Here is a 14,521-nt window from a genome sequence, read left to right as displayed (position 1 = left end):
ATCTCGGGGCGGGCTGGCATCTGGACAATGAGGCATTTTTGTTGATCGCGACGCGATGGAAGACGCCGCTTCTGCTCGGCATCATCTTCTCCCCTATGTTCCTGGCCGGTTGCAGCCAGACCACGTCTTCGCACGGCCTGTCGGTCGCCAGCCTGACCGACGCCATCACGCCCAGCTTCCTTTCGACGCGCGCCTACCGCAACACGCCGAAGGAGAAGGAATGCCTGGAGCGGGCGATGTTCTTCGAGTCCAACCGCTCGAGCCGTGACGGCATGATCGCCGTCGGCACGGTGGTGATGAACCGGCTGCGCTCCGGCAATCATGGCAGCACCATTTGCCAAGTGGTTGGCGAACCGGGCCAGTTCGCGCCCGGCGTGATGACGCGGGCGATGAATTCGAAAGCGATACCCGATGTCGAGGAGGCCGCCGATGCGGTGCTCAAGGGCGAGCGCAAGGCCAAGCTGAAGAACACGATGTACTTCCACACCGCCGGCCTGAGGTTCCCCTACAAGAACATGCATTACACCATGGTTGCCGGCGGCAACGCCTTCTACGAGAAGCGCGGCCGCAACTGGCAGCCGCTGCCGGATGAATCCACGACCATGGTTGCCTCGGGGACGCCGCGCGCGCCTGTGCCTGAAGCGCCGGTGCAGGTTGCCTACGCCGAGCCGGTGGTGAAGACCATTGTCCGTCCAGATCCTGCCAAGCAGGCCGCGGCGGTTCGCGCAGCCAAGGCGACACGTGCCCCGGCCGAGCAGACCTATGTGACGGCTTTCGCGGCGCCCGCCAAGAGCGCCCGCGTCGCCGCCAAGCAGACGGAGGTGGCGATGCAGGAGCCGATGGCCGAGCCGGATGCCTCGCGTTTCGGCGGCACGCTGAACGCCCGCTACATCACCTCGGTTCCATCGGCGACGCAGGAAGCGTCGATGGGCTTCCAGTCGACGCCTGAGAACACCGACGCTATCGGCGCAATGATCGTCGATCAAACCCGGCCGCTCTCAGCCTACTGACGCCCAGAACATTTTCCGAGCCCGCCATGGCAGCATGGCGGGCTCGGTGCGTATGCGGCATGTTTCAAAGCGCGCGGAAAAATCCTAGATCAGTGCGATGTCGAAGCGAATCGCCGGTCCCGAGATCGAACGCCTGATCCAGCTCCTGGCCAAGGTGCCGGGGCTAGGGCCGCGTTCGGCCAGGCGTGCGGCACTGCACCTCATCAAGAAGAAGGAGCAGCTTTTGTCGCCGCTCGCCGCCGCCATGGCTGAAGCCGCCGACAAGGTGCGCATCTGCACGACCTGCGGCAACGTCGATACCTCCGACCCTTGCATGATCTGCACCGATCCGCGCCGCGATGCCTCGACGCTGATCGTCGTCGAGGATGTCTCCGATCTCTGGGCGCTGGAGCGGGCGGCGGCCATGAATGTGCGCTACCACGTGCTCGGCGGCACGCTGTCGCCGCTCGACGGCATCGGTCCCGAACAGCTCAACGTGCGCTCGCTCGTCGACCGCGTTGCCGGCGGTGAGGTGAAGGAGGTGATCCTTGCCGTCAATGCCACCGTCGAGGGCCAGACGACGGCGCATTATCTCACCGACCAGCTCTCGGGCTTCGAGATCAAGGTCACTAGGCTTGCGCATGGCGTGCCGGTCGGCGGCGAGCTTGATTATCTGGATGAGGGGACGCTGGCGGCGGCCTTGCGCTCGCGTACGGCGTTTTGACGCAATTGGCGGGCAGGATGTGCGACATGAAAGCTTCGCATTCTTCGAGGTTTGCGCCAAACACCCCCCTCTGTCCTGCCGGACATCTCCCCCTCAAGGGGGGAGATTGGCTGTCGCTTCGGTTTTCGCCTACCACCTGCGTTGAAAGAAGAATGCCGTCCGAGAAGCTGCTGATCTCCCCCCTTGAGGGGGAGATGTCCGGCAGGACAGAGGGGGGTGTGAGGGAACGCAAGCCTCCAAGGCTGCTACTATTTTCATTCCTTGCGGCTCTGCTCGCCCTCCTCCTCATCTCCCCCGCCTCCGCCGCCAAAATCGATGACCAGTTCCGCGCCTGGCTGCAAACCGATCTCTGGCCCGAAGCCCAGACCAAAGGCATCTCCAAATCCACCTTCGACGCCGCTTTCGACGGCGTGAAGCCGAACCTCAAATTGCCCGACCTCGTCCTGCCCGGCGAGAAACCCAAAACCCCGCAAAAACAGCATCAGGCCGAGTTCGGTTCGCCCGGCGCCTATTTCGCCGAAAAGACGGTGCGCGCCGTCACGTCAGGTGGGCGCACGCGCGAGGCGGCCAACGCCAGGACGCTGGCTGCGATCGAAAAGCGCTACGGTGTCCCGGGCGAGATACTGTTGGCGATCTGGGGCCGCGAGACCGGCTTCGGCGCGGCGAAAATGCCCTACGACGCTTTCGAAGTGCTCGGCACCAAGGCCTTCATGTCGACCAAGAAAGACTTCTTCCGCACCGAAGTGCTGGCGGCGCTCGAGATCGTCGAGCATGGGTTGGCGCCGGTCGGCGCCATGAAATCGTCCTGGGCCGGCGCGCTCGGCCAGCCGCAATTCATGCCGACCTCGTTCCTGAAGCACGCCGTCGACTACGACGGTGACGGCCACCCCGACATCTGGAATTCGACGCCGGACGTGCTGGCCTCGATCGCCAACTATCTCGTCCACTATGGCTGGGTGAAGGGGCGTGGCTGGGGTTTCGAGGTGACGGTTCCGGAAAGCGTTTCCTGCTCGCTCGAAGGTCCCGACCAGGGCAAGAAGATCTCAGCCTGGGTGGCGATGGGAATCAGCCGCGTCGGCGGCAAAGCCTTTCCGGCCAACGAACTGAAGGCGGAAGGGTTCCTTTTGATGCCGGCCGGACGCAGCGGTCCGGCCTTCATCGCCACGCCCAATTTCTACGTGCTGAAACAGTACAACACCAGCGACCTCTACGCCCTGTTCATCGGCCATGGCGCTGACCGCATTGCCCATGGCGATGCTGATTTCGTCGGCAGCTGGGGTGCGGTTGGCGGCCTGCATCGTTCCGACATCGCCGCGCTGCAACGGGCGCTGGAGGCCAAGGGCTACGATGTCGGCAGCGCCGACGGCCTGCCCGGCTTTAAGACCCGCCGCTCGATCGGCTCCTGGCAGGAAAAGAACGGCCGCCCCGCCACCTGCTTCCCCGACGCCGATCTGGTTGCTGCCATCAAGTAACACCGAAAAGAGCAGAATTTTCCCCATCGGCGGCTGCAATTGGCTCGCCCATGCTTCGACGCGCACAGCATATTCCGATCCAGTATGCCGGCTCGCAAAATGCCCGTTGCCGGTTGGAGGGCTGCCGGATAGGGTGTTGACCAACTGGAAAAAAATCAACACGGTATGGGTCTAACGGTCGTCCTCCGGCCGCGAAAAAGATTACTGCAGCCCTGAGCCGGGAACTCGGGGTCAACAATCAACAAAACAGGGAACAATCATCATGATGATGGAAAAGTTTGCTCTACGTTCGCGCGTCTGGCTCGCAGGTGCTGCCATGTCCGCTCTGCTCATTGGCGTCGCGCCTGCCTTCGCTGTGACACCCGCCGATACGCTGGTCGAAGGTTTTGCCATCGACGACATCATCTCCATGGATCCGGGCGAAGCGTTCGAGCTGTCGACCGCCGAAGTCACCGGCAACACCTATGATCTGCTGGTCCGCCTCGACCTCAGCGACACCTCCAAGGTCAAGGGCGACCTTGCCGAGAGCTGGACCGTTTCCGACGACGGCCTGGTCTATACGTTCAAGCTCAAGCCCGGCCTAAAGTTCGCTTCGGGCAATCCACTGACCGCCGCCGATGTCGCCTATTCCTTCGAGCGCGCCATCAAGCTGGACAAGCCGCCGGCATTCATCATCAACCAGTTCGGCATCAGCGGCGACAACGTCGCCAACAAGGCCAAGGCCGTCGACGACAGCACCTTCCAGTTCACCGTCGACAAGGCCTATGCGCCGAGCTTCGTGTTAAACTGCCTATCGGCAACGGTCGCTTCGGTCGTCGACGCAAAACTGGTCAAGGAACATGTCGCCGCGGTGACGCCGAGTGCCGACTACAAATGGGACAACGATTTCGGCAACGCCTTCCTGAGGACCGGTTATGCCGGCTCCGGCGCCTACAAGCTGCGCGAATGGCGGGCCAATGAGGTCGTCGTGCTCGAGCGCAACGACAATTACAATGGCGAGAAGGCCAAGCTCGCCCGCGTCATCTACCGCAACATGAAGGAAAGCTCGGCACAGCGCCTGGCGCTCGAAGCAGGCGACATCGACGTTGCCCGCAACCTCGAGCCGAACGATCTCGACGCCATCGCCAAGAATGCCGATCTCACCACGACCAGCGCGCCGAAGGGCACGGTCTTTTACATCAGTCTCAACCAGAAGAATCCGAACCTCGCCAAGCCCGAGGTTCGCCAGGCGTTCAAATATCTGGTCGACTACGATGCGCTGAGCACGACCATCCTCAAGGGCATTGGCGAGATCCACCAGACCTTCCTGCCCAAGGGCGTGCTGGGCGAACTGGACGAAAATCCGTTCAAGTTCGACGTCGCCAAGGCCAAGGAACTGCTGACCAAGGCCGGCCTGGCCGACGGCTTCAGCGTAACCATGGATGTACGCACGGGACAGCCGACAACGGGCATGGCGGAATCGATCCAGCAGACGCTTGGCCAGGCCGGCATCAAGCTGGAAATTATCCCCGGCGACGGTAAGCAGACGCTGACCAAATACCGCGCCCGCAATCATGACATCTATATCGGCCAGTGGGGCCAGGACTATTTCGATCCGAACTCCAACGCCCAGACCTTTGCCTCAAACCCGGACAATTCGGATGAAGGCAAGACCAAGACGCTGGCCTGGCGCAATGCCTGGGACATCCCGGACCTGACAAAGCAGACCGAAGCAGCCTTGCTGGAGAAGGATGCCGGCAAGCGCGCCGATATGTACAAGAGCCTTGAAAAGACGATCCTCGACACCAGTCCCTTCGTCATCATCCACCAGCAATTGGAAGTGGCAGGCCTGCGCAAAAACCTGAAAGGCTTTGCGCTCGGTCCGAGCTTCGACACCAACTTCGTCGGCCCGGTCTCCAAGGAATAGCGCCGGCGGACGCGCCTGATGAGCGCGATTGAAAACCAGGCGACGGCGGGGCAGGGAAGCGCCCGCGCCGTCGCTATCTTGTTGGCGATCGGCCGCTTCCTGGTCATCGCCGTCACCACCTATCTCGGCCTGCTCGCGGTGACCTTTTTCATCGGCCGCGTCATCCCGATCGATCCGGTGCTGGCGGTGCTCGGCGACCGAGCACCGGCCAATGTCGTCGAGCGCACCCGCCGCGAGATGGGGCTCGATCTTCCGTTGATCGAGCAATTCTATATCTATCTCAAGCATGCGCTGAACGGCGATTTCGGGACCTCGGTGCTGACCACCAATCCGGTGATGACCGACATACGCCGCGCCTTTCCGGCAACCATCGAACTGGCGACGCTGGGCACACTGATAGGCTCGTTGCTCGGCGTGCCGCTCGGCGTGCTGGCGGCGGTAAAACGCGGCAGTCTCATCGACCAGATCGTTCGCATTGTCGGCCTGATCGGCTATTCCGTGCCTATCTTCTGGATCGGGCTTTTGGGGCTTGTCCTGTTCTACGCCAAGCTCCAATGGGTGGCTTTTCCCGGCCGCCTCGACATCGTCTACGAGTACACATTCACACCGATCACCGGCTTCTACCTGATCGACGCCGCGCTGCAGGGCCAGTGGGATGTCTTCTACGACGCTTACCGCCACATCATCCTGCCGGCAGGGCTGCTCGGCTATTTCTCGCTCGCCTATATCAGCCGAATGACGCGCTCCTTCATGCTGAATGAGCTGTCGCAGGAATACATCGTCGCCGCGCGCGCCAAGGGCCTGTCTGAAACGCGAATCATCTGGGGCCATGCGCTGCGCAACGCCGCGGTGCCGATGGTCACGGTGATCGCGCTGTCCTATGCCGGGCTGCTCGAAGGTTCGGTGCTGACCGAGACGGTGTTCTCCTGGCCCGGCATCGGCCTCTACATCACCAATTCGCTGCAGAACGCCGACATGAACGCCGTGCTCGGCGGCACCATCGTCATCGGTTCGGTGTTCATCGGCATCAATCTCCTGTCCGATGTTCTCTACAAGGTGCTCGATCCGAGGACGAAGACAGGATGAGCGCCGAAGCAATCCAAACGCGCCGCGATTGGCTGCTCAGCGATCGGCCGGCCTCGCGCATGCAGGCACGGCTCGGCCGCGCCTATGTCGCCTGGCGGCGCTTTTCCGCCAACCGGCTGGCGTTTCTCGGCCTGCTCATCATCATCGCGCTGCTGCTGGTCGCCGCCTTTGCCGATGTGCTGGCGCCCTATTCGCCGACTATCGGCGATCTCAAGAATGCCCGGCTTTTGGCGCCGAGTGCGGCGCATTGGTTCGGCACCGACGATCTCGGCCGCGATATCTATTCGCGCATTCTTTTTGGCTCACGCTGGACCCTCTATGTCGTCATTCTCGTCGCCGTGATAGCGGCCCCCATCGGCCTTTTGGTCGGCACCGTCGCCGGCTATGCCGGCGGCTGGACCGATGCCATTCTGATGCGCATTACCGACATCTTCCTCGCCTTCCCCAAGCTGATCCTGGCACTGGCCTTTGTCGCCGCCCTTGGCCCCGGGATCGAAAACGCGGTGCTGGCCATCGCCATCACCTCGTGGCCGCCTTACGCTCGAATTGCGCGGGCCGAGACGATGACCGTGCGCAATTCCGATTACATCAAGGCGGTGCAATTGATGGGCGCCTCGCCGTTCCGCATCGTGCTGCGCCACATCATGCCGCTCTGCATCTCCTCGCTGATCATCCGGGTGACGCTCGATATGGCCGGCATCATCCTCACCGCCGCCGGCCTCGGCTTCCTCGGCCTCGGCGCTCAGCCGCCTCTGCCGGAATGGGGCACCATGATCGCGTCCGGCCGCCGCTTCGTGCTCGACCAATGGTGGGTGGCCGGCGCGCCGGGCTTCGCCATCCTCATCGTCAGCCTCGGCTTCAACCTGCTTGGCGACGGCCTGCGCGATGCGCTCGATCCCCGGAGTGGCGACCAATGAGTGGTGACCAATGAGCGGTGCACTTCTCGATGTCGACGACCTGCGCGTCACCTTCCCGACTCGGACCGGCCTCATCCAGGCGGTGCGCGGCGTCACCTTCTCGCTCGGCCGAGAGCGGCTGGGCATTGTCGGCGAAAGCGGCTCCGGCAAGTCGCAGACCGGCCGCGCCATCATGGGGCTGACGCCGCCGCAGGCTCTGGTTTCGGCCAAGAAGCTCGCCTTGGACGGCATCGATCTTTTGGACATACCCGCCCGCCAGCGCCGGGCGCTGCGCGGCAAACGCATCGCCATGATCCTGCAGGATCCGAAATACTCGCTCGACCCGGTGATGAGCATCGGCCGCCAGATCGTCGAGACGCTGCGCACGCATGAAAAGGTCTCCAAGGCCGAGGCGCGCGAGCGTGCGCTGGCCATGCTGGAAGCTGTGCAGATCCGCGACCCTTCGCGTGTCTTCGACCTGCACCCGCACGAGGTGTCCGGCGGGATGGGCCAGCGCGCCATGATCGCAATGATGCTGATCGCCGGACCGGAACTGATGATCGCCGACGAGCCGACCTCGGCGCTCGACGTCACCGTGCAGCTCGATGTGCTCGGCATCCTCGACCGCTTGGTCAGTGAGCGCGGCATGGGTCTGATCTTCATCTCGCACGATCTGCGGCTGGTCGCCTCCTTCTGCGACCGCGTCATCGTCATGTATGCCGGCAAGGTGGTCGAGCAGCTCAAGGCGTCGGAGCTGCGCGACGCCAAGCATCCCTACACGCGCGGCCTACTCAACTGCATGCCCAGGATCGGTTACGAACGCCACCCGCTGCCGGTGCTCGACCGCAAGCCGGAGTGGGCGGCATGACGCCAGCCATTTCGATTGAAGGGCTGGAGGTGGTGTTCGACCGTTTTCGCGCGCTGAAAGGGGCGAACCTTGAGGTGAAGTCCGGCGAATCCTTCGGCCTGGTCGGCGAGAGCGGTTCCGGCAAGTCGACGCTGCTCAAAGCCATTGCCGGCCTGGTGCCTGTCGCATCCGGTACTATCACGGTCAATGGCAAGACGCTGGGAGCGCGCCGCGACAAGGCTTTTTATCGCGAAGTGCAGATGGTCTTCCAGGACCCCTATGGTTCGCTGCACCCGCGTCAGACCGTCGACCGCCTGCTGCAGGAGCCGCTCGCCATCCACGGCTTTGCCGATGGCGAACAACGCATCCAGCGCGCATTGGATGAGGTTGGCCTCGGCAAGGGCTTCCGCTTCCGCTATGCGCACCAGCTCTCCGGCGGTCAGCGTCAGCGCGTGGCTATCGCGCGGGCGCTCATCCTCGAACCGTCGATCCTGCTGCTTGACGAACCAACCTCGGCGCTCGACGCTTCGGTGCAGGCCGAAGTGCTCAACCTGCTCGAAGAGGTTCGCCGTCGGCGCAAGCTGACCTTCCTGATGGTCAGCCACGACCTCGCCATCATCACCCATATGTGCGAGCGCCTGATGGTGATGCAGAATGGCGAAGCGGTGGAGAACCTGACGGCGGGCCAGCTGATCGGGCACCGCGTGGAGAAGGATTACACACGCAATTTGCTTAGGGCGAGCGAGGGGTTTGTTCGGACGGCGTGAACTAGTTTCTTCCGCAGAACAATCGCTTGGGGAATTCCATGGAAGAATGGAAGTTTGCAGATCCGCCCAATGTCGCGGTGCTATCGGACAAGAGCATATTCAAACGGGGCGACTGGATCGCATACGTTGTGCATGAAGCTGACGATGACGAGAACTACAACGATGAAGGCGGCAGTTGGCAATTCTATAGCAGCGACTCTCGAGATTGGGATGAACGCGAGATAATGCTCGTTGGCCTGCAAGAGGTGGTGCAGCAGGATGAAAGCATCCTGGCATTGGCCGACTTGCCAAAAGGCTGGCATGCTTGGCGGACCTCAAAATCATCGCCATGGCAGCGAACGAAATCGCGCCCCGAACCCTCTAACGATAACGAATGATCCGCAAAGCGTTAAGCGGGGTCTTGCGCCAGTTCGCCGTTCTCCGGAACAGATGGTTCGTCCCCCTGCTTAGGCTCCTTGATCCTGAACCACGTCACATAAAGCGCCGGCAGGAACAGCAGCGTGATCGCCGTGCCGGCGATGATGCCGCCCGTCATGGCGTAGGCCATCGGGCCCCAGAACACTTCGCGCTCGATCGGGATCAGCGCTAGGCTGGCGGCCGCGGCCGTCAGCGCGATCGGCCGCATGCGGTGCTCGGTCGCTTCGATCACGGCTTCCCAGCGGTCTTGGCCCTCGGCCACCAGATCCTCGATCTGCACGATCAGGATAACCGAGTTGCGGATCAGGATGCCGATCAGCGCCAGGACGCCCAGAATGGCGACGAAGCCGAGCGGTGCGCCGCTCGGCACCAGGGCCGCGACCACGCCGATCAGGCCGAGCGGCGCCACCGCCACCACCAGGAACAGGCGCTGAAAACTTTGCAACTGGATCATCAGGATGGTCGCCATCACGAACAGCATCAGCGGCACCACCGCTGCGATCGGTCCCTGGCTTTGGCGCTTTCCTCGACCGAGCCGGCGGTTGCAACGGAATAGCCGGTCGGCAGTTTGGCGATGAAGGCGTCGACCGACGGCTTCAATTCGTTGACGACGGTGGCCGGCAGCACGTCGCCGACCAGGCCGGCGCGAACGGTGATCGTCGGGATGCGGTTGCGCCGCCACATCGTCGGCGTTCGAGGTCGTAGCGGAAGTTCGCGACCGCAGCGAGCGGGATCGCTTCGCCGTTCCCGGTGACGGGTGAGCTGTCACGGACTGCCCCGTACGTGTATCGGTCGGCTGGTTAAGACCGGTCTGTCGAAGTGGTCCGCATCGACGACAGGCCCAATCGCCCGGCGGCGGTGCCAACTTGAGGAAAACGTGAAATAAGGTCAGAAGAGGCCTTGGCATTCATCTAACGAGAACGGGCGTCGGCCCGATGAGGGACGAAATGAAGAACGCAGCCATTTCTGAGCGCAAGAACCAGTCGATCTCGCGCGGCGTCGGCATGACGACGCAGATCTATGCCGACCGCGCCGAGAATTCGGAGATCTGGGATGTAGAAGGCCGCCGATACATCGATTTCTCCTCCGGTATCGCCGTCGTCAACACCGGCCACCGCCATCCCAGGGTGATCGAGGCGGTCAAGGCACAGCTCGACCGCTTCACCCATACCTGCCACCAGGTCGTACCCTATGAGAGCTATGTGCGGCTGGCCGAACGGCTGAACGGCATGCTGCCCGGCAAGTTCGAGAAGAAGACCATCTTCGTCACCACGGGCGCTGAAGCCGTCGAGAACGCCATCAAGATCGCCCGCAACGCCACTGGCCGCCAAGCCGTCATCGCCTTTGCCGGCGGCTTCCACGGCCGCACCTTCATGGGCATGGCGCTGACCGGCAAGGTCGTGCCCTACAAGGTAGGCTTCGGCGCCATGCCGGGCGACGTCTACCACGCGCCATTTCCGGTGCCGCTGCACGGCGTGTCTACAGCCGATTCGCTGGCCGCGCTCGACAGACTTTTCAAGGCCGATGTCGATCCGGCTCGCGTTGCCGCCATCATCATCGAGCCGGTCCAGGGCGAGGGCGGCTTCTACGACGCGCCGCGCGAATTCCTGACGGCGCTGCGCAAGCTCTGCGACCAGCACGGCATGCTGCTGATCGCCGATGAGGTGCAGACCGGCTTTGCCCGCACCGGCAAGATGTTCGCCATGGATCATCATGAGGTCGCGGCCGACATTACCACCATGGCGAAAAGCCTGGCCGGCGGCTTCCCGCTGGCGGCGGTCACCGGCCGCGCCGAGATCATGGATGCGCCCGGTCCTGGCGGGCTCGGCGGCACCTATGGCGGCAGCCCGATCGGTGTCGCCGCAGCACACGCCGTGCTCGACGTAATCGAGGAAGAAAAGCTGTGCGACCGCGCCAATACGCTGGGCGCCCGGCTGAAACAGCGGCTGCAGTCGATCCGCGACGATGTGCCCGAGATTGTCGACATCAGGGGTCTCGGCTTCATGAACGCGGTCGAGTTCAACGACGTCAAGAAGGGCCTGCCGTCGGCCGAGATCGCCAATGCGATCCGGCTGAAGGCGCTCGACAAGGGGCTGATCCTGCTGACCTGCGGCGTCTACGGCAACGTCATCCGTTTCCTGGCTCCGATCACCATCCAGGACAATGTCATGAACGAGGCGCTCGACATTCTGGAAAGCTCGATCCGCGAAGTCTGCGCTGCCTAGCGCAAAACCCTACCTCCCCCTTGTGGGGAGGTCGGACCGCAGGTCCGGGTGGGGGGCCTCGCGCCGACCCCAACCCCGCTGCTTCGCAGCGACCCTCCCCACAAGGGGGAGGGTAAGTGCGTCTAGCCCGCAGCCCGTGCCGGCTCATCCTGCTGGAACGCTGCCAGTGCAGCCTTCAGCCCGTCAGGTCCCTCAGCAATCGTCTGCGCCATCGGCGAAAACCCGGCCCCGAGCATCTTGCGGCCCAGCATATGGTCGCCCGGCCTGTTGACGGATTCGATGCCGAGCAGCCGGCTTCCAGCATAGTGGTAGATCGAGAACTTGTTCTCAGCGAGGTCGCCCAGCACGACATGGCTGTCGCCGCCCGAGGTCAGCCCGACCATCTGCAGTTTCATGTCGCCGATGTCAGACCAGAACCACGGCACCGCCGCATAGGCGTCCGTATGGCCGGTGATCGTGCGTGCGGCAAGCCGCGCCTGGTCGGTGGCGTTCTGCACCGATTCCAGCCGCACGTCGCCGCCGGTCGACCAGTGGCGGTAGGAAGCGGCGTCGCCGATGGCCAGAATATCAGGCACTGAGGTGCGCATCTGTTGGTCGACGCGGATGCCATTGGCGACAGTCAGTCCGGCAGCCTGCGCAAGTTCGACATTCGGCACGGCGCCGATGCCGACGATGACCATGCGCGCGGGCAGCCTTTCGCCGGTGGAGGTGATGGCAGCGCAGACATGGCGGTTTTCCCCTTCCAGCCTGGCAATGGTGGTGCCGGTGAGGATACGCACGCCGATCGCCTCCAGCCGTTGGCGGACATGGCTCGCCACCACCGGCGCCACGGCGCGGCCAAGCAGCCGGTCGACAGCCTCGACCAGGGTGACGTTGCGGTCGGCGGCCCTCAGCGTTGCCGCGATCTCCAGCCCGATGAAGCCGCCGCCGAGGATGACCACGTCTTCGCTTTGGGCGCTGAGCGCGCGGATCAGCCGCGCATCGGCGATCGAGCGCAGCGACAGCACGCCCGAGAGGTCGGCGCCCGGCAGCGGCAGAAGCCGCGGCCGCGAACCGGTGGCCAGGATGAGCCGGTCGAACGGCAGCACGCCGCCGCCCGCTATGTCCAGCTTGCGGCCTGCCGTATCGATGCTGTCGATTCGGACGCCCGGCCTGAAGTCGATGGCGCTGCCGGTGTAAAAGGCCTCGCCGCGCAAGGGTTGCGGCTTGGCATCGGCGTCCTTGATGAAGGTCTTCGACAGCGGCGGCTTGTGATAGGGCAGATCGGTTTCGTCGCCGATCAGTATGACAGGCCCGTCATAGCCTTCCTCGCGCAGGCTGGCGGCCGCTTGCACGCCCGCATGACCCGCACCGACAATGACGACCCCGTTCTTCATCGCAACCCGAATTCCTGTTTCAAATCTGGAGCATGATGCCGAAAAGTGTGAAGCGGTTTTCGGACGACATCATGCTTTGATTGTGAGCCGTTCCGCCAGATGGCGATTGTCTGCCGCCGTCGCAAGAGCCCCGGTCCGGGTCGCACCCGGAACGGTCGCTTGTCAATCGCGGCGTCTCTCACCTTGGCTGCTGGCTACGATTTAAAGTTGATAGTGCTAGTTTAGAATAATTCTAAACTGTTGTTTCAATTGAATTTTCTAGGGTTCACCAGTTGACTTCCGGCCTCGCCATCGTTTTATGGAGGCTCGCGCGTCAGCGCATCCCTTTGATGTTTGGGCCTTGAACCCGTTCGATTGGAGGCATTTGGTGTCTTTCTCCCGTGAGCCGCAGAGCGGCGCGGCATCTGTGGTGTCCTACGGCATGCCTATGTCCCGGCACCGTTTGGCACGCGCGCCTTTTACCGAATCCCCTTTGAACTGGAGACTGATGATGACAGCGCGATATGGCGGCAGACTGGCTGCGATCGGTGCCACGGCTATGTTGACGGCGGCGGTTTTCATCCTGCCGGCCAAGGCGGCGGAGATCGATGCCAAGGCGGTCATCAAGACCTATTCCGACATCGCGCTGGCCAAGTACGAGGATTCGCTGACCACGGCGCAGGCGCTCGACAAGGCTGTCGACGCGCTGCTTGCCAACCCGTCGGCGGACACGCTGAATGCCGCCCGCGATGCCTGGAAGGCGTCGCGCGTGCCCTACCAGCAGACCGAGGTCTACCGCTTCGGCAACAAGATCGTCGACGACTGGGAAGGCAAGGTGAACTCCTGGCCGCTCGACGAAGGCCTGATCGACTACGTCGCCAAGAGCTACGGCACCGAGTCCGACGCCAACGCGCTCTACACCGCCAATGTCATCGCCAACAAGGACATCGAGATCGACGGCAAGAAGGTCGACGCCTCGAAGCTTTCGCCGGAGTTCCTCGCCGGCACGCTGCAGGAGGCCGGCGGCATCGAGGCCAATGTCGCCACCGGTTATCACGCCATCGAATTCCTGCTCTGGGGCCAGGATTTGCACGGCACCGGCCCGGGCGCCGGCGAGCGTCCGTACACCGACTACGACCTCAAGAACTGCACCGGCGGCAATTGCGATCGCCGGGCCGAGTATCTGAAGTCGGCCAGCGATCTTCTGGTCTCCGACCTGCAGGAGATGGTCGGCAACTGGAAGGATGACGGCGCCGCCCGCAAGAACCTCGTCGATGGCCAGCCGAACACCGCTATCTCGGTGATCTTCAACGGCATGGGCTCGCTGTCCTACGGCGAACTGGCCGGGGAGCGCATGAAACTCGGCCTGCTGCTGCACGATCCCGAAGAGGAGCACGACTGCTTCTCGGATAATACCTACAACTCGCATCTCTATGACGCCATCGGCATCCGCGCCGCCTATCTCGCCAGCTACACGCGCATCGACGGCACCGTCGTTTCAGGCCCGTCGGTGCACGATATGGTCAAGGCGGCCGATCCGGCGATCGACAAGGAACTGTCCGACAAGCTCGATGTCTCGGTCGCCAAGATGGAGGCGATCAAGGCGCGGGAAGTGGCCGGCGAGGCCTACGACCAGCAGATCGCCGAGGGCAACACCGAAGGCAATGCTACCGTGCAGGCGGCAATCGACGCGCTGGTCGACCAGACCAAGTCGATCGAACGCGCCGTCGGCGCGCTGAACCTGAACAACATAGCCTTCGAGGGGTCCGACAGCCTCGACGCACCGGACAAGGTGTTCAAGTAGCACCCCAACCAACTACCAGCCAAACGGCGCGGA

The 14,521-nt window shown here is 63.2% G+C and carries 12 protein-coding genes and 1 pseudogene; 11 read left to right on the top strand and 2 right to left on the bottom strand.

The window, feature by feature from the left end; all coding sequences use genetic code 11:
* Positions 1-41: 41 nt before the first annotated feature.
* The 9 genes from NKI61_RS00845 (at position 42) to NKI61_RS00805 (ending at position 9,064) form a co-directional block, all read left to right on the top strand.
* Positions 42-1,010 (top strand): cell wall hydrolase, encoded by a 969-nt coding sequence (locus tag NKI61_RS00845; RefSeq protein ID WP_352651253.1) that lies wholly within the window; start codon positions 42-44, stop codon positions 1,008-1,010.
* Positions 1,011-1,107: 97 nt separating this feature from the next.
* The gene (gene recR / locus NKI61_RS00840; RefSeq protein ID WP_023682028.1) at positions 1,108-1,713 is read left to right on the top strand and encodes a recombination mediator RecR; all 606 of its coding nucleotides are present in this window, start codon (positions 1,108-1,110) and stop codon (positions 1,711-1,713) included.
* 194 nt (positions 1,714-1,907) lie between these two features.
* Entirely contained in the window at positions 1,908-3,185 is a 1,278-nt protein-coding gene (locus NKI61_RS00835; protein WP_352461897.1) for a lytic murein transglycosylase, read from the top strand.
* A 262-nt stretch (positions 3,186-3,447) separates the two neighbouring features.
* The gene (locus tag NKI61_RS00830; protein ID WP_352651256.1) at positions 3,448-5,091 is read left to right on the top strand and encodes an ABC transporter substrate-binding protein; all 1,644 of its coding nucleotides are present in this window, start codon (positions 3,448-3,450) and stop codon (positions 5,089-5,091) included.
* An 18-nt stretch (positions 5,092-5,109) separates the two neighbouring features.
* A complete protein-coding gene (locus NKI61_RS00825) occupies positions 5,110-6,177 on the top strand; it encodes an ABC transporter permease (protein ID WP_352461736.1) in 1,068 nt (355 codons plus the stop codon).
* Positions 6,174-7,094 carry a nickel transporter permease gene (gene nikC / locus NKI61_RS00820; RefSeq protein ID WP_023682024.1) on the top strand — a complete coding sequence of 307 codons (921 nt, stop codon included), beginning with the start codon at positions 6,174-6,176 and terminating at the stop codon, positions 7,092-7,094. Before NKI61_RS00825 ends, nikC begins: the two co-directional genes overlap by 4 nt.
* A 10-nt stretch (positions 7,095-7,104) precedes the next feature.
* A complete protein-coding gene (locus NKI61_RS00815) occupies positions 7,105-7,941 on the top strand; it encodes an ABC transporter ATP-binding protein (RefSeq protein ID WP_023821516.1) in 837 nt (278 codons plus the stop codon).
* Entirely contained in the window at positions 7,938-8,687 is a 750-nt protein-coding gene (locus tag NKI61_RS00810) for an ABC transporter ATP-binding protein (protein ID WP_352510983.1), read from the top strand. Before NKI61_RS00815 ends, NKI61_RS00810 begins: the two co-directional genes overlap by 4 nt.
* A 38-nt stretch (positions 8,688-8,725) precedes the next feature.
* Entirely contained in the window at positions 8,726-9,064 is a 339-nt protein-coding gene (locus NKI61_RS00805) for a hypothetical protein (protein WP_352510982.1), read from the top strand.
* 11 nt (positions 9,065-9,075) lie between these two features.
* Here the strand turns inward: NKI61_RS00805 and NKI61_RS00800 are convergent.
* Positions 9,076-9,856 (bottom strand): annotated as a pseudogene (locus tag NKI61_RS00800) (efflux RND transporter permease subunit); the annotation flags it as partial.
* Between the two features lie 195 nt (positions 9,857-10,051).
* Between NKI61_RS00800 and NKI61_RS00795 the strand changes: the two are divergent.
* A complete protein-coding gene (locus NKI61_RS00795) occupies positions 10,052-11,329 on the top strand; it encodes a 4-aminobutyrate--2-oxoglutarate transaminase (RefSeq protein WP_023818836.1) in 1,278 nt (425 codons plus the stop codon).
* Between the two features lie 122 nt (positions 11,330-11,451).
* Here the strand turns inward: NKI61_RS00795 and NKI61_RS00790 are convergent, their stop codons facing one another.
* Positions 11,452-12,705, bottom strand: coding sequence for an NAD(P)/FAD-dependent oxidoreductase (locus NKI61_RS00790; RefSeq protein WP_352838661.1), 1,254 nt, complete (start codon positions 12,703-12,705; stop codon positions 11,452-11,454).
* 490 nt (positions 12,706-13,195) lie between these two features.
* Here NKI61_RS00790 and NKI61_RS00785 point away from each other — a divergent pair, with 490 nt between their 5' ends.
* Positions 13,196-14,488: an imelysin family protein gene (locus tag NKI61_RS00785; RefSeq protein ID WP_352838663.1), complete on the top strand. Its 1,293-nt coding sequence runs from the start codon at positions 13,196-13,198 to the stop codon at positions 14,486-14,488.
* Positions 14,489-14,521: the final 33 nt, after the last annotated feature.

Origin of the sequence: Mesorhizobium sp. M0514 (assembly GCF_040321145.1) — a bacterium.
Taxonomy (GTDB): Bacteria; Pseudomonadota; Alphaproteobacteria; order Rhizobiales; family Rhizobiaceae; genus Mesorhizobium.
The sequence above is the reverse complement of the archived record's forward strand: the minus strand, read 5'-3'. Positions and strand labels throughout refer to the sequence as shown.